This window comes from Brenneria uluponensis, from assembly GCF_032395385.1.
Taxonomy (GTDB): domain Bacteria; phylum Pseudomonadota; class Gammaproteobacteria; order Enterobacterales; family Enterobacteriaceae; genus Prodigiosinella; species Prodigiosinella aquatilis.
On record NZ_CP135917.1, the window covers coordinates 1,126,239 to 1,146,974 of the forward strand.

18 protein-coding genes are annotated in these 20,736 nt (G+C 52.3%); 6 read left to right on the top strand and 12 right to left on the bottom strand.

The window, feature by feature from the left end:
• Positions 1-5 precede the first annotated feature (5 nt).
• Genes hisD through RS889_RS05180 form a run of 4 tightly spaced genes read left to right on the top strand, consistent with a single transcriptional unit; the run spans position 6 to position 3,582 of the window.
• Positions 6-1,340, top strand: coding sequence for a histidinol dehydrogenase (hisD, locus tag RS889_RS05165; protein WP_037382493.1), 1,335 nt, complete (start codon positions 6-8; stop codon positions 1,338-1,340).
• Complete coding sequence (locus RS889_RS05170; RefSeq protein ID WP_315709620.1) at positions 1,333-2,619, top strand: hypothetical protein; 1,287 nt, start codon at positions 1,333-1,335, stop codon at positions 2,617-2,619. Before hisD ends, RS889_RS05170 begins: the two co-directional genes overlap by 8 nt.
• Before the next feature lie 10 nt (positions 2,620-2,629).
• Positions 2,630-2,821, top strand: a complete 192-nt coding sequence (locus RS889_RS05175; RefSeq protein ID WP_315709622.1) for a hypothetical protein — start codon at positions 2,630-2,632, stop codon at positions 2,819-2,821.
• Positions 2,818-3,582: an SDR family NAD(P)-dependent oxidoreductase gene (locus RS889_RS05180; protein ID WP_315709623.1), complete on the top strand. Its 765-nt coding sequence runs from the start codon at positions 2,818-2,820 to the stop codon at positions 3,580-3,582. The genes RS889_RS05175 and RS889_RS05180 overlap by 4 nt, the downstream gene beginning before the upstream one ends.
• A gap of 50 nt (positions 3,583-3,632) precedes the next feature.
• On the opposite strand, the gene RS889_RS05185 is transcribed toward RS889_RS05180, so the two are convergent.
• From RS889_RS05185 to hutH, 4 genes are all read right to left on the bottom strand, one after another.
• A complete protein-coding gene (locus tag RS889_RS05185) occupies positions 3,633-4,784 on the bottom strand; it encodes an alpha-hydroxy acid oxidase (RefSeq protein WP_315709625.1) in 1,152 nt (383 codons plus the stop codon).
• Complete coding sequence (gene hisC / locus RS889_RS05190; protein WP_315709626.1) at positions 4,781-5,893, bottom strand: histidinol-phosphate transaminase; 1,113 nt, start codon at positions 5,891-5,893, stop codon at positions 4,781-4,783. Before hisC ends, RS889_RS05185 begins: the two co-directional genes overlap by 4 nt.
• Before the next feature lie 219 nt (positions 5,894-6,112).
• Positions 6,113-7,798, bottom strand: a complete 1,686-nt coding sequence (hutU, locus tag RS889_RS05195) for a urocanate hydratase (protein WP_315709627.1) — start codon at positions 7,796-7,798, stop codon at positions 6,113-6,115.
• A 35-nt stretch (positions 7,799-7,833) separates the two neighbouring features.
• A complete protein-coding gene (gene hutH, locus RS889_RS05200) occupies positions 7,834-9,375 on the bottom strand; it encodes a histidine ammonia-lyase (RefSeq protein WP_315709628.1) in 1,542 nt (513 codons plus the stop codon).
• 352 nt (positions 9,376-9,727) lie between these two features.
• Here hutH and hutC point away from each other — a divergent pair, with 352 nt between their 5' ends.
• On the top strand, positions 9,728-10,483 hold the full coding sequence (gene hutC, locus RS889_RS05205; protein ID WP_315709629.1) for a histidine utilization transcriptional repressor HutC: 756 nt from the start codon (positions 9,728-9,730) through the stop codon (positions 10,481-10,483).
• Positions 10,484-10,623: 140 nt separating this feature from the next.
• On the opposite strand, the gene RS889_RS05210 is transcribed toward hutC, so the two are convergent.
• From RS889_RS05210 to RS889_RS05230, 5 genes are all read right to left on the bottom strand, one after another.
• On the bottom strand, positions 10,624-11,649 hold the full coding sequence (locus tag RS889_RS05210) for an IS630 family transposase (RefSeq protein WP_315710871.1): 1,026 nt from the start codon (positions 11,647-11,649) through the stop codon (positions 10,624-10,626).
• A 125-nt stretch (positions 11,650-11,774) separates the two neighbouring features.
• The gene (locus tag RS889_RS05215; protein ID WP_315709631.1) at positions 11,775-12,071 is read right to left on the bottom strand and encodes a hypothetical protein; all 297 of its coding nucleotides are present in this window, start codon (positions 12,069-12,071) and stop codon (positions 11,775-11,777) included.
• Positions 12,072-12,088: 17 nt separating this feature from the next.
• On the bottom strand, positions 12,089-13,093 hold the full coding sequence (locus RS889_RS05220; protein ID WP_315709633.1) for a radical SAM protein: 1,005 nt from the start codon (positions 13,091-13,093) through the stop codon (positions 12,089-12,091).
• A 748-nt stretch (positions 13,094-13,841) separates the two neighbouring features.
• The gene (locus tag RS889_RS05225) at positions 13,842-15,533 is read right to left on the bottom strand and encodes a dipeptidase (protein ID WP_315709634.1); all 1,692 of its coding nucleotides are present in this window, start codon (positions 15,531-15,533) and stop codon (positions 13,842-13,844) included.
• 96 nt (positions 15,534-15,629) lie between these two features.
• Positions 15,630-17,054: a phophatidylserine decarboxylase associated domain-containing protein gene (locus tag RS889_RS05230; protein WP_315709635.1), complete on the bottom strand. Its 1,425-nt coding sequence runs from the start codon at positions 17,052-17,054 to the stop codon at positions 15,630-15,632.
• A 627-nt stretch (positions 17,055-17,681) separates the two neighbouring features.
• Between RS889_RS05230 and RS889_RS05235 the strand changes: the two genes are divergently transcribed.
• Positions 17,682-18,377 carry a DUF4336 domain-containing protein gene (locus RS889_RS05235; protein ID WP_315709636.1) on the top strand — a complete coding sequence of 232 codons (696 nt, stop codon included), beginning with the start codon at positions 17,682-17,684 and terminating at the stop codon, positions 18,375-18,377.
• A gap of 35 nt (positions 18,378-18,412) precedes the next feature.
• Here RS889_RS05235 and RS889_RS05240 read toward each other — a convergent pair whose 3' ends face one another.
• The 3 genes from RS889_RS05240 to RS889_RS05250 form a co-directional block, all read right to left on the bottom strand.
• A complete protein-coding gene (locus RS889_RS05240) occupies positions 18,413-19,021 on the bottom strand; it encodes a LysE family translocator (RefSeq protein WP_315709638.1) in 609 nt (202 codons plus the stop codon).
• Positions 19,021-19,689 carry a B3/B4 domain-containing protein gene (locus RS889_RS05245; RefSeq protein ID WP_315709639.1) on the bottom strand — a complete coding sequence of 223 codons (669 nt, stop codon included), beginning with the start codon at positions 19,687-19,689 and terminating at the stop codon, positions 19,021-19,023. The genes RS889_RS05240 and RS889_RS05245 overlap by 1 nt, the downstream gene beginning before the upstream one ends.
• 99 nt (positions 19,690-19,788) lie before the next feature.
• A complete protein-coding gene (locus RS889_RS05250) occupies positions 19,789-20,592 on the bottom strand; it encodes a helix-turn-helix domain-containing protein (RefSeq protein WP_315709641.1) in 804 nt (267 codons plus the stop codon).
• Positions 20,593-20,736 lie beyond the last annotated feature (144 nt).

Sequence of the window (20,736 nt, forward strand, 5' to 3'; positions counted from 1 at the left end):
AGGAAATGAAGATGGCTGTAACTTTTCATGATCTGTCGGCGTCAGATACGCTGCCCGCCGAACTGTTCAAACGTACTGAATCCGATCTGTCATTCTTCACCGAACGCGTAGTGCCGATTATTGCCGCGGTACAGCAGGAAGGTGATGCGGCGCTGATCCGTTTCGCCCGTGAATTCGATGGCGTGCAGCCGGAACATTTCGCTATCCGTGCTGAAGAAAGCGAGTTCGACGACGCTTTCGCGCGCATGGACCCGGAAGTGATCGAATCGATCCGCTTTGCGGTGGAAAACGTGCGTGCTTTTCACGAGGCTCAGAAACCGGAAGAGATGTGGCTCAAGGAAATGCAGCCAGGAGCCTTTGCTGGCGATCGCCATGTGCCGATCGACGCAGTGGCCTGTTATGTGCCGCGCGGCAAAGGCTCATTCCCTAGCGTGTTGGTAATGACGGCGGTGCCGGCCGTGGTGGCCGGTGTTCCGCGCGCTATTGTTATTACCCCGCCGGGACCGGACGGTAAGGTCGATGACGCGACTCTGGTGGCAGCGCGTCTGGTGGGTATCACGGAAATTTACAAATGTGGTGGCGCTCAGGGCGTGGCGGCAGTGGCTTACGGCACCCAGAGCGTACCAAAGTGTCTGAAAATCGTCGGTCCAGGCAGCCCATGGGTCGTGGCAGCCAAGCGTCAACTGACCCACCTGCTGGATCCGGGTGTGCCAGCCGGCCCAAGCGAAAGTCTGATTCTGGCGGACGACAGCGTAGATGGCGCATTGGCGGCACTCGATTTACTGATTGAATCGGAACACGGTCCTGACTCATCCGCTTATCTGGTGACCTCCAGCCGCCGCGTGGCGGAGCAGGCCATCGCCGCTTTGCCCGGTTACTGGGCGCAGCAGACCGAAAAACGCGCCGAGTTCTCGCAGAAGGTCCTGGGCGGCGATCACGGCGGCGTGGTGCTGACCCGTGATTTTGCCACCGCAGTGGAGTTCGTTAACCAGTATGCCCCAGAGCATTTGGAAATCCTGGCCGCCGAGCCAATGGCGGTGATGACGAAGATTCGCAATGCCGGTGAGATCTTGTTGGGCAATTATACTCCGATCACCTTAGGTAACTTTGTGTTGGGCCCTAACGCGGTACTGCCCACCAACGGCGCGGCTAAAACGGCCGGGCCGCTGTCAGTGTTTGATTACATGAAACGCATCTCCATCGGTTATGTCACCGCCGCGGGCTATGACCCACTGGCCGTCAAGGCCAAGCGTTTCGCCGAATACGAAGGCTTCCCGGGACATGCGCTGGCAGTTTCCGATGTACGCAAGCGACTACTGGAAGGAAAAAACAATGCCTGAGGCCTGCCGAGAACCACTGGCCGCGCAAGCCCGGACACTGGCGCGTGCTGGAAAATGGCAACCGGCGAGTGACAAGCTGTGTCAGTTGATTGGGGAAGTCGTCGGCATACCTGCTCGTCATCTGGAGATTAACCGCGACCAGTACAGTTTGAATTCACTGAACGGCCGTGTCACGCTGGCGGATGATCGCACACTGTTCTTCAAATACCACCATGAAGAGGGTGAAGACCATACCATTGAGGAGTATTACCGTGCTGGGTTGCTGCGTGATCACGGTTTCCGGGTGGATGTACCGCTGTATGCCTGTGGTGAGCCGGGACGGCAAATTTTATTGTATCAGTTACGCAACGATCGTCGGTTGGCGGACGTGTGCCGTGATATCGAGCTGAGCGGCGACTGGGATGGTATGGGCGCTGTGGTGGGTGCACAACAGCGTGCCGACGCCGAAATCCTGGCCCTTACCCTGCCAACCTTGCGACCTGGACAGGCCGCCGACGTGGTGACGGAACCGATTCATCAATTGTTCTATCATCGGTTGATGTCCCCTGGCGATACGCCGGGACTCGGTGGTCGTGTCAAACAGTTCTATGTGGATCAAACCTTTAAACTGGGCGACGAATCGCTCAGTTGGCAAACGTTGAGCAATTTGCAATGGGAAATCAACGGTGTGCGTTATGGTCATACGTTACGCCAACTGTTTTTGGAGGCAGCGGTGGTGCTGGCGCCGGGAAGTCTGGCCAACCACGGCGTGGTGGTGGCGCACGGTGATGCCCATAATGCGAATGTGTGGTTCGATACCCATGCTGATCAGCCACAATTGGTGAGTTTCGACCCGGCGTTTGCTGGCAGCCATATTCCAGCGCTGTTGGCGGAGGTTAAGGCCACTTTCCACAATATTTTTGCCCATCCGCACTGGCTATACGAACCCGCGCAGGCGACGGATTGTTATCAGCTCAGTGTTAAACGGCGCGGCGATACCCTTGAGGTGCGGCACGACTGGCAACTGACGCCACTGCGCGCCGCTTTCCTCAATAGTAAGGGCGAGCGTTACTGGCGTCCTCTGCTGCGCGAGCTGAAGGCGCGTGGTTGGTTACCCCGGCACTGGCAGCGCATCGTGCGGCTGGCGTTATTCTGCTGTCCGATGCTGGTGTTGGATTTGCGAGCCGACGGAGGCAGTGGGCATACGTCGGTCAGCTCGCCGCTAGGTCTGTCTCTGGCTGTGATGCTCGGCAGCGAGGGCGATGACGCGTTCAATCAGTGGTTGCAGCAACTGATTTAAGGAGCGAAGTATGAAGGCGGTACGATTATACGGCATTGGCGATCTACGCGTGGAGTCGGTTGCCGAGCCGGCCATCGCGGCAGGGCAGGTGCGGCTGTGGGGATTGGTGGCGCCGTCAATCTCGCTGGACGCGGTGCCTCAGACTTATGACCACCTTATCAAGGGCAAGAGTCCCTATCTTAAACCGGTGATCCGGCCATGAATGCGCGGATGCAGACTTTTTCGTTACAGGGCCGGCATGCGCTGGTGACCGGCGGCACGCGTGGTATTGGCCATGCGCTAGCACTAGGACTGGCTGAGGCGGGTGCTATGGTGACCATCACCGGACGCGATCAAGACAGCCTGTCAGCGGCGCTGTCGCACCTGCGTCAGGTGGATGCCGGTGCGCAGGGCGTATTGCTGGATGTGGCAAACACCGCGCAGATTTCGTCGGTGTTTGCCGCACTGGACGTTGCCCCGGATATTCTGATTAACAATGCGGGCACCGAGCAGGTATGTCCGTCACTGGATCTGGATGAGGCGTTATGGCAGCGCATTGTTGACACCAACCTGAAGGGCGCTTTTTTTACGGCTCAGGCTGCCGCCCGGTTTATGATGAAAAATAGCGGCGGTTCGATCATCAATCTGTGTTCGCTGACCAGTCAGGTGGGTGTGCCGGGCGCAGCGGCTTACGGCGCGTCGAAGTCGGGACTGGTGGGGCTGACCCACACCCTGAGCACTGAGTGGGCGCGTGACGGTATCCGGGTTAATGGTATCGGACCTGGTTATTTCAGCACCGATCTAACCGCAGTGTTCTATCAGGATACCCAGTGGTGCGAGGCGATGCTGCAAAAGATTCCGCAAGGACGTTTCGGTGAGCTGGACGATCTGGTTGGTGCGGTAATTTTTCTGTGCTCCGATGCGGCGCGCTATATAACCGGTCAGGTACTGTATATCGATGGGGGATATCTGGCGGCGATCTGAACCGGCCATATACGACCGGTTTGGTATGGCAGTGAGGGACCCACGCCGCTTCAGCGTAGTGTCGGGAGGTTTTCCCGTAGCAGATGCGGGCCCAGCTCATTGATGCAACTGCAACCTAGCTGCGCCAGCGTGCGATCGATTTCAGCGTACAGGATGGATAACGCCTGATGCGCACCGGCTTCACCGGCAGCAGCCACCGCATACAGCAAAGGGCGTCCCAGCAGTACGGCGTTGGCACCCAACGCCAGCGCCTTGACGACATCGGTACCGCGGCGGAAACCACTGTCAATGAGAATTATCGCCTGCTCACCCAGCGCGTGGCGGATGTCCGACAGTACCAGCATCGGGCTGATGCTCCCGTCCAACTGACGGCCACCGTGGTTGGATAACACGACGCCATCCGCCCCCAGCGTCATCGCCTGACGCGCATCCCCCACTGTCATGATCCCTTTGATCAATAGATCTCCCTGCCATTGCTGACGCAGCCAACCTAGTGTTTCCCAGTTGAGGGTCGTGTCCATCTGCTCGGCAAAATAGGCTGCTCCGCCGACACCACGTTGGTATTGTGGTGGCAGGTAGGGTTTTAGGTTGCCGAAGCCCGGCATACCCTGTGGTTTTAAGGTACGCCAGACCCAGCCTGGCCGACGCGCCACGTCGAGCAAGCTGCGCAACGACAGTTTCATCGGCCGCCGGTAGTGGCGTTTGTCTCGTTCCCGATTGCCGAAATGTACCGCGTCCACCGATACCACCAGAGTGGTGCAACCGGCGGCGCGAGCGCGGGTGAGCAGATCGACGGTTACGCGGCGATCTTTGAGGACATATAGTTGAAACCAATGATGGCCCTGACCGTCGGCCGCTACCTCTTCCAGCGAGGCGGTGGAGACGGTGCTTTGGATCAGGCTGATGCCAGCACGGCGTGCGGCACGTGCCAGCATCAGATCAGCCTGATGACGTAGCATGCCGTTATAGCCAGTAGGGGCGATGAGCAAGGGGGCGCGCAACGTTTCCCGGCCCAGAATTATGCTCAGATCCCGCTGGCTACAGTCCTTGAGCACTGGTGGCACGAATTGCCAGCGTTCGAACACGGTTCGGTTATGCGCCAGCGTGCGTTCATCATCCGCCCCGCCATCCACATAACTGAACGCGAATCCAGGCAGTGCCCGCCGGGCCTGCGTCCGAAAGTCGTCGAGATTTAAGATCATAGTACCTGCCTGAGTGCACTGATGAAACGTTGATTGTCGGCCGCGCTGCCCACCGAGACGCGGATCCAATGGGTGTAACCCGGCTCCAGCCAGGGTTTGACAATCACGCCAAATGGCAGTAACCGCTGTGCCAGCGCGGCGCTATCTCCCTCCGTACGGAAGAACAGGAAGTTGGCGCTTGACGGCACCACCTGCAACCGGAGTTGGGTCAATTGATCTGCCAACCAGGTACGCTGAGCGTTGACGTGGGCTACGCTGCGTGCGGTGTGGTCGTTGTCGTGCAGGGCGACGATAGCCGCTGCCTGGGCGGCACGGTTGATATTGAATGGCGTGCGCACCCGATTGAGAATATCGACCAGCGCGGGATCGCTGGCCAGCCCATAGCCAACACGTAGCCCCGCCAGACCATAAGCTTTGGAAAAAGTACGCAGTACGATCCATGGCCGTGCTTGGTGTTGCAGCACTGTCAGGCTATCGGGATAGTCATCCAACTGTGCGCAATATTCGTAATAGGCCTCATCGATTACCAGCAGACAATCTTGTGGCGCACTGTCAATCAGGCGCTGGAAGCCGTCGCGGTCCAGCATGCAGCCGACCGGGTTGGATGGGTTGCTGAACATGACCATTTTAGCCGGAGTCTGCAATGCTTGTTGCCAGGCCGCGACATCAAATGCCATCTGGGCATTGACCGGTACACCAGTGACATTGGCTCCCATCATCTGTGGGTAAATCAGATGCAGGCCGAACGACGGTAGCAGTGTCACTACCCGGTCACCAGGGTTAACGAAGGCCAGACACAGGAGCTTGAGCAGGTCTTCCGATCCGTTGCCGATAATCACCCGGTTGGCGTCTACGTCATTGGTCTGCGCCAATGCCTCGCGTAGCTGCTGGCTGCTGGGGTCCGGGTAAATGGCGCTGAGGCGGGCACTCTCCTGCAACGCGTTTATCACCTGTGGACTGGCTCCCAGCGGGTTTTCATTACTGGCCAGACGCGCAATGGTATCCACGTTGTAGCGGGCACGAACTGCTTCATCGGACAGCCCGGCGTTGTAGGCACCCAACTGTCGTGCTTCCTTACGAACCAACGTATTAATCAACTGCTCGGACATAATGGTCTCCAGATTGAATCGCGTGGAGGGGCAGCGATAATTTCAGACGCGTTTGATGACAACGTCTATATAGCGGCGATAATGAGAAGATCGTAAAGGCGCTGCAAGTCTCTCCCTGTAAGCTCAAACCGTGTCATTCCTGGCGCGGATGCTTTACGCCTCTTTCTCATTATCACCGTTCCGACGCTATACGTAAGTTTGTCAACGGTCTGTCAGGTATTACTTCACCATCGGCAGATTCAGGTCGTGCGCATGGGCGCAGGCTACGGCGCTGTCATAGCCTGCATCGGCGTGGCGCATTACGCCAGTAGCGGGGTCGTTCCACAGCACGCGACCCAGACGGGTGTCAGCCTGTTCGGTGCCATCACAGACGATCACCAGACCGGCATGCTGTGAGAAGCCCATGCCCACGCCGCCGCCATGATGCAGGCTAACCCAGGTGGCGCCACCGGCAGTGCTGAGCAGCGCGTTGAGTAGCGGCCAGTCGGATACGGCGTCAGATCCGTCTTTCATCGACTCGGTTTCGCGGTTGGGCGAGGCCACCGAGCCGCAGTCCAGGTGGTCGCGGCCGATAACGATCGGTGCTTTCAGTTCGCCATTACGTACCATTTCATTGAATGCCAGCCCAGCCAGATGACGTTCGCCAAGACCCAGCCAGCAGATACGGGCTGGCAACCCCTGGAAGGCGATGCGTTCGCGCGCCATATCTAACCAGCGGTGCAGATTCTTGTTGTCCGGGAACAGCTCTTTGAGTTTGGCATCCGTCTTGTAAATATCTTCCGGATCGCCGGACAGGGCGACCCAGCGGAACGGCCCCTTACCTTCACAGAACAACGGACGGATATAAGCGGGCACGAAGCCGGGAAAATCGAAGGCATCGCTGATGCCTTCGTCCAGCGCCACCTGCCGAATGTTGTTACCGTAGTCGACGGTTGGAATGCCCATATGGCAAAAGTCGAGCATCGCCTGAACATGTACCGCCATGGAGGCGCGTGCGGCTTTATTCACTGCCTGTGGATCCTCGGTACGCAACCGGGCCCACTGATCCAGCGTCCAGCCGATCGGCAGATAGCCGTTGATCGGGTCATGCGCAGAGGTTTGATCGGTGACAATATCGGGTTTCATACCGCCAGCTTTGGCGCGCTTGACCAGCTCCGGCAGCACTTCAGCCGCATTGCCCAGTAAGCCGACCGAAATAGCGCGCTGTGCCTGGTTAGCTTCAGCGATCATTTGCAGAGCGTCGTCGAGAGCGTAGGCTTTGTAATCCAGATAACGGGTTCGCAGACGGAAATCGATGCGCGATTCCTGGCATTCCACCGCCAGTACCGAAGCGCCAGCCAGTACACCAGCCAGCGGCTGAGCACCGCCCATGCCGCCCAGACCGGCAGTCAGGATCCATTTGCCACGCAGGTCGTCGTGGTAATGCTGACGGCCGGCTTCGACAAACGTTTCATAGGTTCCCTGCACAATGCCTTGCGCGCCGATGTAGATCCACGAACCGGCGGTCATCTGGCCGTACATCATCAGACCGGCCTTATCCAGCTCATGAAAGTGGTCCCAGTTGGCCCAGTGGGGCACCAGGTTCGAGTTAGCGATCAGCACCCGCGGAGCGTCGGCATGGGTGCGGAACACCCCGACCGGCTTGCCGGACTGCACCAGCAACGTCTCTTCTGGCTGGAGCGCCTTGAGCGAGCGCAGAATTTGTTCGAAACATTCCCAGTTGCGTGCCGCCTTGCCAATCCCACCATAGACCACCAGATCTTCTGGACGCTCAGCTACGTCTGGGTCGAGGTTGTTTTGGATCATGCGGTAAGCGGCTTCAATCAGCCAGTTGGCACAGTGCAATTCGCTGCCGTGAGGGGCGCGCACCACGCGAGCGACGGCTTTGCTTACAGTCTCAGTCATTTCTTATTCCTTATCCAAAATAGGGTTATCCCTGATCAGGCGTAGCTGGGCAGCATGGTGGTGATGGCATCAGGCCAGACAGTATTGACAGCCCATAGTCGCATCTGCTCGATATCGGGTGCCATCAGGCGGTCTTTATCCAGGAACGCTACGCGCTCACGCAAGCGTGCCAGCTCCTGTTCCAGGGCGGCGGAGCTTTTCAGCGGGCGGTGAAAATCGATACCTTGTGCCGCGGCCATAGCTTCGATACCGACCACCGCGGCGGTGTTGAAGCACATCTCGCCCAGACGCCGCGCCGCATAGGTGGCCATCGAAACATGATCTTCCTGGTTGGCGGAGGTAGGCAGGCTGTCCACACTGCCTGGATGGGCGAGGGATTTGTTTTCCGATGCCAGCGCGGCGGCGGTGACCTGGGCAATCATAAAGCCAGAGTTGACGCCGCCATCGTTGACCAGAAACGGCGGCAGACCGGACAGACCGCTATCCAGCAGTAATGCCAGACGACGCTCGGAGATGGCGCCGATTTCTGCCACCGCCAGCGCGATGATATCGGCGGCGAAGGCCACTGGTTCGGCATGGAAGTTACCGCCAGAAATGACGTCGCCGGTATCGGTAAATACCAGTGGGTTGTCGGAAGCCGCGTTGGCTTCTATCTGTAGCACGCGCGCGGCGTGTTGCAGGTTATCCAGGCAGGCACCCATGACTTGCGGTACACAACGGATAGAGTAGGGATCCTGCACGCGTCCACAGTTGACGTGAGAGGAGAGGATTTCACTGCCTTCCAGCAGTGTGGAGACGGCGGCGGCTACTGCTATCTGGCCTTGCTGGCCGCGGGCCTGATGAATCCGGGCGTCGAATGGTTTGACTGAACCTTTGATGGCTTCCAGTGAGAGCATGCCGGATATCAGGCCGGCGGCGAACACTTTTTCGGCCTCGAACAGGCCGCGCAGTGCCAGCGAGGTGGATACCTGGGTACCGTTTAGTAGCGCCAGTCCCTCTTTCGGGCCGAGGACGAACGGTTCCAGACCGGCTTTTTTCAACCCTTCTACGGCGGGGATGCGTTTACCCGCTACTCGCACCTCGCCTTCACCCAGCAGTGTCAGCGACATATGCGCCAGCGGAGCCAGATCGCCAGAAGCACCAACCGAGCCCTTTTCAGGAATACACGGCATCACACCGGCGTTGAACAAGGCGATCAGTGCGTCCAGTAGTTCGATGCGGATGCCGGAATGGCCACGCGCCAGACTGATGATTTTGGTTGCCATGATCAGGCGTACCACATTATCTGGCAGCAGTTCGCCGAGACCGACACTGTGGGATAACACCAGATTACGCTGTAATTCGGCCAGGCGGGCTGCGGGAATAGTAGTTTGAGCCAGCTTGCCGAAGCCGGTGTTGATACCGTACACCACGTTACCGGCACTGACGATGGCATCAACGGTATTACGGGCGGCAATCACCCCGGCGCGTGCGTGTTCATCCAACGCCAGGCTGACATCGCCGTGGTAGATGGCTTTGAGCGTTGTCAAATCCACCTCACCGGGCGTCAGGTGACATGCTTGTGTACCGAGCAACATAGTATACTCCTGTCTATACAAGTTCTGCGAAAAGGAAACCCGATCAAACGGGCAAAGTGTCAGGTCGCCGTCACTGGCATCACGTAGTCAGATCATCACGATGCTGAGTGAAGCCTAAGGCGTATAGTATTGTATATACAACTTGTTGCAATGCTTATGCCAGATTGCTTATATCATTCCGAGGGACCTAATACCGTGATCGCCGCAGAATAGCAGCCAGTATGGTAATTATGATGCACTGAACTGAGGCTTTTTATGCACTATTTTGGTGCTAGTGCGCCAATTAAGATGTATATACATTTGCTTTATCAACCAGTAAACTGAGGTTGTCATTTTTCTTAAGGATATGGATATGGTTGAGCAGAGCGCTATTTCGCAACTTGCCGCCGCCATGAGCGATCAGCCAGCGCCCATTTATCTGCGCGTGAAGCAGGCGATCATCAGCCAGATCACCGAAGGCGTGTGGAAAGCGAATCAACGCGTGCCGTCCGAGAGTGAGCTGGTCAATGAGCTCGGTGTCAGCCGCATGACGATCAATCGCGCTCTGCGCGAGTTGACCAGTGAAGGTTATTTGATTCGTATGCAGGGCGTGGGTACCTTTGTTGTCGAGATGAAGGGCTATACCGCCATGCTGGAAGTGCATAACATCGCTGAGGAAATTGCCCAGCGAGGCCATCGTCATACCAGTAAAATTCTGTCGTTGGCAGAAGTGAAGGCCGATCCGGAGCAGGCAGCGGTACTGGGTCTGGCCACCGGTCATTCGATTTTTCATTCAGTGATTGTGCATTACGAGAACGATTTGCCGGTGCAGTTGGAAGACCGGTTGGTAAACCCGCTGATGGCGCCGGATTACCTTAGGCAGGACTACGACAGCCAGACGCCGTACACTTACCTGATGCGGGTGGCTCCGTTGACCGCAGGAGAGCATATTGTGGAAGCGGTGGTGCCAGATGCACGCCAGCGCAAGGAACTGCTATTGGATGAGCACGAACCCTGTTTATTGATTCACCGCCAAACCTGGAGCGATGCTAAAATCGTCACCTATGCCAAGCTGCTGTATCCCGGTTCGCGCTACAAGTTGTTGGGGCGTTTCAAAGGGCACGGTTGATTTCTGGCGGCATATCGGTGCCAGATAATTACGGCAAACCGAGTAAGTTCCCAATCACTGACTGTGCCCTGCTCCTGGAGACTTACCCGGCTGCCTTCTTCCTGCAACTCGAATTATGCAGGATATATACCCAATAAACCTCAAGATGCAGATTTCAGTACCTGAAAACGGTCATTAATTCGGGACGTCAGAGAACCCGCCATGTCCGGTAGCGTATCGCTGAAAAATTCAGATATTGCATCCCTGAACTCCCTGCTACTGCTGAAGTAGCGATTATTCCGGGCATGTTCGTTCATTAATTTCCACATTCGTTCTATCGGATTCAGGTTCGGACTGTACGGCGGGAGATAATGAAGTTTTATATTTACCACCTCCGCCCACTCTTTCACTAACTGTGAACGGTGATAGCCTGCACCATCCAGAATAACATGAACTTTCTGGCCATAATCAGGATAAACCTTACGTATCTCATTGAAAAAACGAGATACATTGTATTCATTAATCGTTTTATATTCGCAGATTAGCGGGTGTTCCGGGGCCTTCAGATTCAGCGCCCCCATGATGTTCAGCCGTGTACGACTTCCCGTTGTTTTTACCGCTTTTCTCTGGCCTTTGCGTATCCAGCCATAACTGATTTTAGTGGCCTGAGTAGGATGGACAGCATCAATAAAAAGAACCGGTTCATCACCCGCAGTTGCTTTCAGTTCCTCATAATATTCAATGAATTGTTTTTGTTTCTCTTCACTAAATTTATGGGGAACACCTGACGGTTTTTTGTAGGTAAAGCCGTTACGGTGCAGCCACTTATTCATTCCCGGAACGCTGAAAACGATGTTCCATGTCCGGGCGACAAACGCGACAATATCACGGGTCTGATGAAATACGTTATCAGATAACTGGCTGATTAAAGAGGCTGTTTTTTCAGCACTGAGTTTACTGTCTGAACCGCCATTCTCTGGTTTCAGTTTCCCTTTATTCAGAAACTCGCTGATATGATGGTCAACGGTGGTCTGATGCAGCCGCAAAGCCTGAGCGATCATGGCCGAACTCCAGCCTTCGGAAGCCAGAAGAATGGCTTTAATACGATCGCAAACACGTTTATCACGACTGGAATCGTGAAGGCGCTCAAGTTCAGCTTTTTGTTGGTCAGTGATGAATATTTTCATGGTGAACAGCATGATCTTCTGTTGCCTGAAAATCAAGCATCTTCAATGATCAGGGGTATATACAGTAAATAATTTAACCAATTAACTGATACTGCTTTAAATGATCCAATACATTTGGCGCTATGTTAATTGGTCTGACAACCACAATTCCCTATATTATTAATTGTATCACCACGTGTACTGGCCTGATGTGCTGCAGCAAATATTGATTTTGTTTTCTCTACATCAATATTATTGAAAACTATTCTGCCATCAGGCTGCACGGTGATGTTGTCTATGGATATTTTTCCAAAAGAGGTATTGATTTGTGGTGAAGTGTTGGTAATAAGATATTGCTCCAGTTCACTATTTTTTTTGAAAATTAATTGTTTTTTACCTTCATCAATTGAACAGTCTTTTTGGGGGATGTCGACGTGGTCCATAATATATACCTCACTGTTTATATAATGTTTGTAACAGGGATTATTGATTTGTCAGCCCACCGTCTGTGCGCGGATGCTGATGGGCACTCTAGATCTCCTTTATTCCCAGTAAATAATGGGATAGACCATACTCGTATTTTATCCATGTCTAATGTCATAAAACCATCTTTGTTTAAATGTCCAATGTTATTGACATCACTGTTAAGTGCGACAGTACATTTTAAAATATCTCCATTAGGACGTATCACAAAACTATTTAACTTTGCGGCATAACAAATGTGGTCACTGTTAATGGATTGAGCGATTAGTTCAGGTTGTATTAACCTTAATAATTCGGACAAATAAGCCATTTTTTCTTTTTTATCATTAAAAATGGTAATATTATTGTCATTATCTCCACCCAGTTTTTCAATAGAATGGAAAAGGACGGTGAACCTTCGATCATTAGAAAATTCTTTGTTTATTATTTCTATTAATTTAATAGTTTGATAAATACTATCAGGTGAATAATGTACCCTTAGTATCATATTAAAATTTAACGTCGACTTTCTGGCTTCTATAAGATTATGCCATATCGTCTGAAACGATCCCGTTCCATTGGATTTTTTCCTCAAATTATCATGGTCTTCTGCATATCCATCGAGCGTTATTTGATAATTCGTTATATTCAGATTTACTAAGGTGGTTAAATTTTCAAGTGTCAAATAATAGCCATTTGTCGTCATGCCGCTGGTATACTCAATATTGTTTTGCTTTGCACCACATTTTATATGCTTGCTAATTTTTGTGATCTGGCGTAATGCTAAAAGTGGCTCTCCTCCGAACCATAATATACTCAGTCTTTTTAGTCTTGGTAATGTGTTGTCAACGAACTTATTAATTGAATCAACAACTTCGTTTCTCATATTGCCAATTGTAAAATCCTCATAACAATATACACATCTAAAATTACACTGTTCGGTAGGCATTATAGTCAGTTCAAGGTATCGGTCATCTAATGAGAATAAGATATGATCGTTCATTTATGATGTTCTCAGTTTATCAGACATACCCGCCATACATTGCAGGTGAATTGATTTTATTCTTCTTCTTTGTTAACTATAGTCGATGTGAATTTTATTTCCACCAATGATCTATTGGATATTGGATTGCTTATATCGAACAGAATGTAGGAAAGTGGCAAGTAAGCGAGTCACGATGGGCTTACTTGAGTAAGCAATTCAGATGAATAAAAGTAGTACATCAACAGCGTGAAGGATAAAGTGGAGATAGCCTGGAGTTTATAATCAAATAGAAGTTATTTCTCTCAATATATATAAGGCTATTAAATTTAATGGTTATTATTTTGGGCGATTTTTACTGGGATGGGATAATCGATTCAAACCTTGCCGGATATGGATCGGGTCGGCCATGTCAGTTGACCCGAAAAATATGGGGCAGCCAGTGTTGCAAGCCAAGAAATCCACTCTTTGCGTGATGGGAAGGCATACTAAATAGCATGAATCAGGACACACCATACCCAGGGCAAGATCACGAATACTTTTTAATCGCCATTTGACGATCAATTAAGCGCACGCTGCCTGTAAACTGTACAATCTAACTCTCTCAGAAAGATAATCAGTTTGGTTAACGGTCAACCTGAGTGAATAATAAGCACTCATGCTCTCACCCTGACACCATACCGGGCTAGTCTAACGCCAGCTTGGTGAATGGTGTGACCGAAGACAGCGCTTCCCTGGGGGGCGTTCACTGTCGACCTGTTATCGCCGGTCAGCCGCGGGTTCCTTGTGGTGTTACCGGCATATCATAAGTCACTGGACCGTTTCGATAATTGGTGATACTTAGCCAGTCGGCCGAGTAGCCAATAGGAATGGCTGGCGGATTTTGCGGCGGAGTGGGCGGCGGATTAATGTAGCCATCGGAGTATTTGGCAATCAGCATATCGGCCAGTTCCCACCAGCGTGTCAGAATGTCGTGAGCGTTTTTTTCGCATAGTGAGGTGAGCAGAGCGGCATCATTTTCCCTGGCCATGATGTCGTCCCACTCACACAATCGTTGTACCGCTATGGTTTCCAGTATTTGTTGCAAGGGGCGGATATCCACGTTGTACATCCGTTGGTAGTTGAGTCTGGCCCAGTTCGCCACGAAATCAAAGGCCCACCAGGCAGCGATACGGTCAAACTTCTGGGGATCGCCAATCTGGTAGGAGAGTGGCAGGTTGGTTACCCGGGATGGGAATGGCGAAAAGCAAGTCGTACTGGCAACGTCAGGCCCGAACCAGACGATCCCTTTGGTAAGTTCAGGCGCGGTCGGTCGTGTTTGGGCAACATAGACATACCCTTGATAAAAAATCGATATAGCGCGTTCCCATGCACCACTCAGCGGTCGCGTGGTAGTGGAAACGTTATTTTGATCGCCATCGTAGGGACCGATATAGCGATTAGGATCACCATACGAGCCAGCGGCTACACCTTTGGTCAGGTCAAACGGCGTGCCTTCATAGTGGTCACGGTAGAGAGCAAAGACATCCTGGGTGCTAAGTGGGCTTTTGGGGGATACCGAGAAGGGATAGTCAGTGGTGTAGCTACCGCCGTTTACCCATGGGCTGAGTCCCAGGTCGGGATTGACTCGATCAAAGATCCGCCAGACTCGACGCAGCGAGTAATAAGGGTGGTTGTATTCGCCCCAACTGACGGAGGTAAGCCAGTCGACCGGGCCGGTTTCCGGTGCCGCACAACCGACTTTTTTCAGCCCGGACAACAGGTGTCTGGAGAAAAATTGATCCGGGTTGCCTTCTTTTATTTCCCGGATGCGAAACTCGTTGGCCGCGACAAACACCGTGCCATCCGGTACACGCTGGGCAATCCAGGCGGAGTGGTAAACCTCATCGGGCAGAGTGCACATTTCGAACACCCACCCTTCATGTTCGTCGGCCACCAACAGGGTTTCCCCCGTCGAGAAGTAACCGTAGGTGTCAATGAGTGAGCCCATCAGCTCCACGGCTTTCCGTGCGGTTTTGCATCGTTCCAGCGCAATCCTTGACAGCTCCGCGCTGTAAAACAGCCGGCAGTGGGTGTCGTTGTTCGCCGCCTCTTCTACGGTAACCGGATCAGGCTCGTATTTCGCGCCATTGGTACATTCGCCGAACATCAGATTGTGTTCGTTCATGATGCCGTAGTTGCCGTCGAAATAGGCATAGGTGTGTTCAACCTGCGGTATTGCGCCGATGATCGGCGTTTCCGGCCAACTGGGCGTATTATAACCTGGACCCCGATCCTGGCTGACAATACGGGGGTAGGCGGCATTGGTACTGTTCACGATCCTTCGGAGACTGCCTGGCGCATGATGTTTCGCGGGGACGTAGATGAATCGTTGGTCCGATAGTTCATCGTCATCAGAGTGGGTGACCATCATGGAGCCATCGGCGGAAGCCCCTTTTGTCACTATCATTGTGGTACACATGTTTTACCTGACCTTGATTTACGCTGTGGGGTAATCCCCCGGCGTGACCGAGGGAACCAACGCTATTGACTGGACAAGCCATGCGCTTTCCGGTGATTATTTGCGGTTACCGGCGGTGGCTGTAGCGATAATGCTACCCATTTTTGTGGGATTGGGGTCCTCGCGGTGTTTGACGGCGTTACGTGCCCAGGCTTCGAGTTTCACCCTATCTTTCTGGAAGATCATCATGTGTGTCGAACCACCGAATTCGAAACGGCCTATCTCGGTGCCGCGAGTAATACTGACCGGTGCGGCACCCTCCTCGACGATAAAAGTGCTGGGATCGATGATGCAGCTGGAGACCTCCACCATTCCGATGCAGATGAGCGCAATATAGCCACATGATTTGTGTTTGAAGATAAAGATGGCACGGGTGGCGACGTGACCCAGATAGGGTTGTGATTCGGTTCCTTCCCAGGTGCCTTGGTCTTCCCCCTGTCCGGGGCGCTGGGCGAAATAGGTTCCCGGTTCTACCCACGACCGTACCAGAAAGCCATCAAGCGGTGCATTCCAGCGGTGATAGTGTGTGGCAGACAAGAACCCCTGATAGATCTGACCGCCTTCAAAGAGTTTTGCCCATTGCCGCTGGCCTCCGAACAGATCGAGCAAGGAGTAGTTCATGTCCTTGGCCCAGAATTGACTTTCCAGCTTAATCTTGTTGGCGTATTTCCAGGGGGTAGTTTCACAACCGATGTCGATCTGGGTTTTCGGATCGCCATGGAATGGTCGTGCACCTTTCACAAACTGACGGAGAAAGAAGGCATTCCATGAATCAAAGCCATATCCCGGTTTACTGGGGTCGTGTTCCATCTCTTTCCATACACCTACTTTATGAGCCGCCTTGGATATCCATGACCCCGGTTTTTCCGGGTGTTGAATGTCGAGCTTGTCGAGAGAGTCGCTGCTCTTGAGGAACGTATTCCACGTGTTAAGCACCGGTTTGAATTGCTGATTGAAGGCGGCGTCGTGGAACAAGGCAACACCGGCTTCGGTTCCCATCGCGACGGAGAGGAACGCATTCATCGGTGTACCTACCTGTGCGGTGGTATTGAAGGACGATGACGTAGTGATGATTTCATTGAGGATCTCGAAGAAGCTGTCATATCCCTCAATCCAGATGGCATCACCGTCTTTTTTGATCTCGGCTCTGGTCTCTTTAGGCAGAGAGGCGATAAATGCATTGGACTGTTCGATCATCGATGTCAGCCACATGCGGTATACACTGTGAGACGTAACCCAGTTTTTGAATTCCTGCATGACGGGTTGTAATGGAGCGAGCGTATTGGCCTTTTTCTTGGCGGCAATATGATGACGAAGCGGAATAAGGAATTTAGCGGTTGCCCATACGCGGTTGGGAACCCAAAAACCCATCTGAATCGGGCCTGCGTTATCCAGAGTGAGTAGGCCGGATTGGCTTCCTTCGTGATGGGCGTCAGTGGATGAAGAATGTGTGTGTGAAGCCTGATTTTTAGTGCGAGCCATAATATTTCCTCTTGATTCTGGTACGCTACCGCCCTTGACTGAATACGCCAATAGCCGGACGGTTTATTAGTTCAAACGACCTCTTCATATTAAAAATAGGTGGATTCCAGGTAATGGCAAGCGCGACAGCGTGAACGTATTTTCTTGGTGCAGCGTAATTTTCATTCCTACCAGTAGCACACTGACGAGTGTTGTCAGATACCGCTCATCGCCGTTAATAATTCAATGCTGGGGTTGTAAATAACAAAGGAACCTTTCATCAGAATCTGTGCACTCCGTAATGTGCTGGCATAAACAATACGCTCAGCGGTTTTAGTGATTTCAAATAGAGAGATGCAGGAAAGAAACTAATGATAAACCGTAATAAAAAGTGATTTTTGTTCTAAAAATATGCAATTTAATCTGAGGTTTTAGTGTAATAAATTAATTTTATTGAATTTTATAATTGTAATTTAATTTCGTAACGTTACTTTTAATTAAGTTTTTTCGTGAAAAGCGTAGTGAAGTGGCGTGTTGTACCGCATGTAAGCTTTACGACGTTACCAATGAACGACAGGCATGTCGCCGCATCGTGTTGAGTGCATTGGAAGAGAGGAATAAGTTCCAGTGTATTTACAGGAGTAATACATGAACAAAATCGGTGAGAATATTTGGGTTTTCAACGGTGAAACGGTTTCTTTTTTTACGCTACCTTATTCGACCCGGATGACGGTGGTACGTTTATCTGATGGCACGCTTTGGGTGCATAGTCCAATCCGGTTGGAGGCGCATCTACAGAAACAAGTCGATGAACTGGGGATTGTCAGTTATTTGGTGGCGCCCAATCAGCTTCATCATCTGTTCCTCAAAGACTGGCAGCAGCATTATCCAGATGCACAGGTATTCGGTACTCATGAGGTTCAACAGAAACGTCAGGACATTATTTTTGATAGTATTTTTACGCCTTCATTTAATGCGCCGTGGTCGGAGGATATAGACCAGCTGTTATTTACCGGCTCGCCAGCCATGGAAGAGTGTGTATTTTTCCATAAACCATCGAAAGCCCTTATCGTGACTGATTTAATCGAAAATTTTGCGCCAGAATCGTTTAGTCCACTGAAGCGTTTATTGGCAAAGGAAGCCGGTATATTGGCGCCTGATGGACAAATGCCGTTGGACTGGCGTTTAAGTTTTATGCTTAACAAATCGGAAGCCAGGCAGCATATGGAAAAGATCCTGAATTGGCATCCGCAGACGATAATCATGGCGCATGGGATCATCATCGATCATGACGCAGAACCGTTTTTACGGCGTTCATTTCACTGGTTAAGTCTGGAACAATAATCTTGTTCCTCCGCCGATACACCATTACATCGCGTTTATTGCGCTGAGGACGCCAGTTTTATGCCGAGTAAGACAAAGGCAAAGGCAAAACTTCGGCGCATCCAGATCAGTATGGATGGGCGTGAGATGACATGATGTCGTATGGATACAGCGAAAAATCCGTATCCCATGAAGACGATAAAGGTCATGGCGATGAAAATCAGACCGAGCTCAATCATATCTGATGTGGCATGCCTTCCCGGTGTGATGAACTGGGGCAGAAAGGCGAAGAAGAACAGGGTGAGTTTTGGGTTCAGCAGATTAAGTAATATCCCCGAAGTGACGACCCGCCAGGCTGGCACTGCCTCGGCATTATCGTTAACCTGTAAGGTTGCGCCTTCTTTCAGTGTGCCCCATGCCATATAGAGCAAATAGATAACGCCGAAATATTTCAGGATGTGGAATGCAACATCATGGGTATATAACAGTATCGCAAGGCCAGAAATGGCGGCTATCAGATGTGGAATCGCTCCCAGCGTACATCCCACGGTGGCGATGACACTGGCGCGTGCGCCCTGCGACAATCCCGACGCCATGGTATAGAGAACGCCAGTGCCTGGCGAGATGACGACCAGCAGTGAGGTGAGCAAAAAATCGAGTGTCATCAGCACCTCCCTCTGATGAGGGTGGGATGAGATGTGGCGTTATTAAGCACGCTCTGTAAAGTATCCAGCAGGCGGGGGATATCATTTTGCGCTGTTGAGTGCATGGCCTCAGCCACTATCAATATCGTGGTACTTCCATGATCGATGGCCGAGTAGCCGCTCTGGCGATTTGTCCAGCGTCTGGCATGCGCCCGGTCGGCATCGTCGGAAAAAATCACTTCCCCCTTATCTGGATGTTCAATGTCGCCCGAAAAGGATTGATAAACCTCGTTGCCTCTGGCGTGGCGGACCATCAGGTCACCGGATACGCAATCAAGGTCAAATACGGCGACAGGAATGCCAAAAGCAAGAGAAATGGCATTACACAGGTCAATCAATGGATTGATCTGCGGTAGTTCGCCTTCTTTACGAAACCGGCGCAACAGGGCTTCAGCGGCACAACGATACTGTGTCGGTTTCAGCTTCATTTTGGTAAACGCCTTGCGCCAGGCCTGAATTTCTGGCCATTCTCCTTCGTGCGCCAGGCATAGTCGGTTTGTGGCGATGCTATAGAATTGATTGATTGGCGGTGTGAAATCGCCTCCATTGATGAAACCTGCCAACTGAATCGTGCCGGTTATACGCTCAGGAAAACGTTGTTTCATCTCATCTGTGTAACTCAGTTTCATATGCCCACCTGCCGATTGACCGAATGCGTATTTTTATCCTCGGTCCATCATCGCCATCGCTGAAGTGCGCGTCTTGAATAAAATTGCAGGTTGAACAGATTAGGTTTGTGACATTTTAAAACGACCTGGCGGAACTCCGATTTGCCGTGTAAAAGCCCGTGTCATATGGCTTTGATCAGCAAAACCCGCATCCAGGGCGGCTTCGCTGAGACTTTTACCGGACAGCAATAACCGTCGGGCGAGTTGCACCCGACGTTGTATCAGATAAGCATGTGGTGTAATTCCCAGCTCACGGGTAAACGCCCGCAGTAATTGGAAGCGGCTGATACCGATGGTTTCGGCGAGTTCCGCCAAAGAGGTGAGTTGCTCCGGGGCGTCATCGAGGCGCTGGCGTACTTTGTCAATATCTGGCGTGGTGTGTTCCGTTTTGGTGTGTTGGGTACTATGTGCATTCAGAACGTGATTGAGTAGCAGTAAGCCGTGTTCCTCCACCATGAGCGGCTCAGCGAGGGTATCGGTTACGCTGACGAAAAATTGAGAGAAAAGCCGCGAGAGGATGGGGTCGTACACGGCGGGTCGCGTGAGTTCGATATCTCCGCTGATGTCATGAGGCAGGTAGTGCTCCAACAACGAAGGGGTGAAGTAGAGCATCCGCCATGTTCGTAGCTGTTTGCCAATGGGCGAACCGTCATGGATTTCACCGGGATTAACCATAATGGCGTTACCGGGGCCGGCCTCAATCAATCCTTTGCCACTCCATGAGCGATGCCCGCCGCGGGCAATAACGCCAATGCCAAATTGTTCATGGGCATGGCGAGGAAAGCTGATATCAGAAGCCAAATACATCGCTTCCAAACCGGGCATCAGCGTACGGTAAGGGTGTGATTGGTTGATTCTGCTCATGCCCAGTCCTCTGACAGAATAATGTTTATATAAATAGCATAATTCAGCCGCAGCGATAGCGTATCTGTAATGAGTGTGGCAGGCGGGGAAGGCGGCTTTGAGGTCGGCACCATTATAACGAAAAGCACCACAACAACTGTTGCG

What these genes read in the sequence shown, in the direction of transcription:
- RS889_RS05215 (WP_315709631.1), bottom strand. Translation starts at nt 12,071, where the DNA reads ATGGACCACGTCGACATCCCCCAAAAAGACTGTTCAATTGATGAAGGT.
- RS889_RS05235 (WP_315709636.1), top strand. Translation starts at nt 17,682, where the DNA reads ATGAACAAAATCGGTGAGAATATTTGGGTTTTCAACGGTGAAACGGTT.
- RS889_RS05245 (WP_315709639.1), bottom strand. Translation starts at nt 19,689, where the DNA reads ATGAAACTGAGTTACACAGATGAGATGAAACAACGTTTTCCTGAGCGT.
- RS889_RS05220 (WP_315709633.1), bottom strand. Translation starts at nt 13,093, where the DNA reads ATGAACGATCATATCTTATTCTCATTAGATGACCGATACCTTGAACTG.
- RS889_RS05185 (WP_315709625.1), bottom strand. Translation starts at nt 4,784, where the DNA reads ATGATCTTAAATCTCGACGACTTTCGGACGCAGGCCCGGCGGGCACTG.
- RS889_RS05230 (WP_315709635.1), bottom strand. Translation starts at nt 17,054, where the DNA reads ATGGCTCGCACTAAAAATCAGGCTTCACACACACATTCTTCATCCACT.
- RS889_RS05180 (WP_315709623.1), top strand. Translation starts at nt 2,818, where the DNA reads ATGAATGCGCGGATGCAGACTTTTTCGTTACAGGGCCGGCATGCGCTG.
- hisD (WP_037382493.1), top strand. Translation starts at nt 6, where the DNA reads ATGAAGATGGCTGTAACTTTTCATGATCTGTCGGCGTCAGATACGCTG.
- hutH (WP_315709628.1), bottom strand. Translation starts at nt 9,375, where the DNA reads ATGTTGCTCGGTACACAAGCATGTCACCTGACGCCCGGTGAGGTGGAT.
- RS889_RS05250 (WP_315709641.1), bottom strand. Translation starts at nt 20,592, where the DNA reads ATGAGCAGAATCAACCAATCACACCCTTACCGTACGCTGATGCCCGGT.
- RS889_RS05210 (WP_315710871.1), bottom strand. Translation starts at nt 11,649, where the DNA reads ATGAAAATATTCATCACTGACCAACAAAAAGCTGAACTTGAGCGCCTT.
- RS889_RS05240 (WP_315709638.1), bottom strand. Translation starts at nt 19,021, where the DNA reads ATGACACTCGATTTTTTGCTCACCTCACTGCTGGTCGTCATCTCGCCA.
- RS889_RS05225 (WP_315709634.1), bottom strand. Translation starts at nt 15,533, where the DNA reads ATGTGTACCACAATGATAGTGACAAAAGGGGCTTCCGCCGATGGCTCC.
- hisC (WP_315709626.1), bottom strand. Translation starts at nt 5,893, where the DNA reads ATGTCCGAGCAGTTGATTAATACGTTGGTTCGTAAGGAAGCACGACAG.
- RS889_RS05170 (WP_315709620.1), top strand. Translation starts at nt 1,333, where the DNA reads ATGCCTGAGGCCTGCCGAGAACCACTGGCCGCGCAAGCCCGGACACTG.
- hutU (WP_315709627.1), bottom strand. Translation starts at nt 7,798, where the DNA reads ATGACTGAGACTGTAAGCAAAGCCGTCGCTCGCGTGGTGCGCGCCCCT.
- hutC (WP_315709629.1), top strand. Translation starts at nt 9,728, where the DNA reads ATGGTTGAGCAGAGCGCTATTTCGCAACTTGCCGCCGCCATGAGCGAT.
- RS889_RS05175 (WP_315709622.1), top strand. Translation starts at nt 2,630, where the DNA reads ATGAAGGCGGTACGATTATACGGCATTGGCGATCTACGCGTGGAGTCG.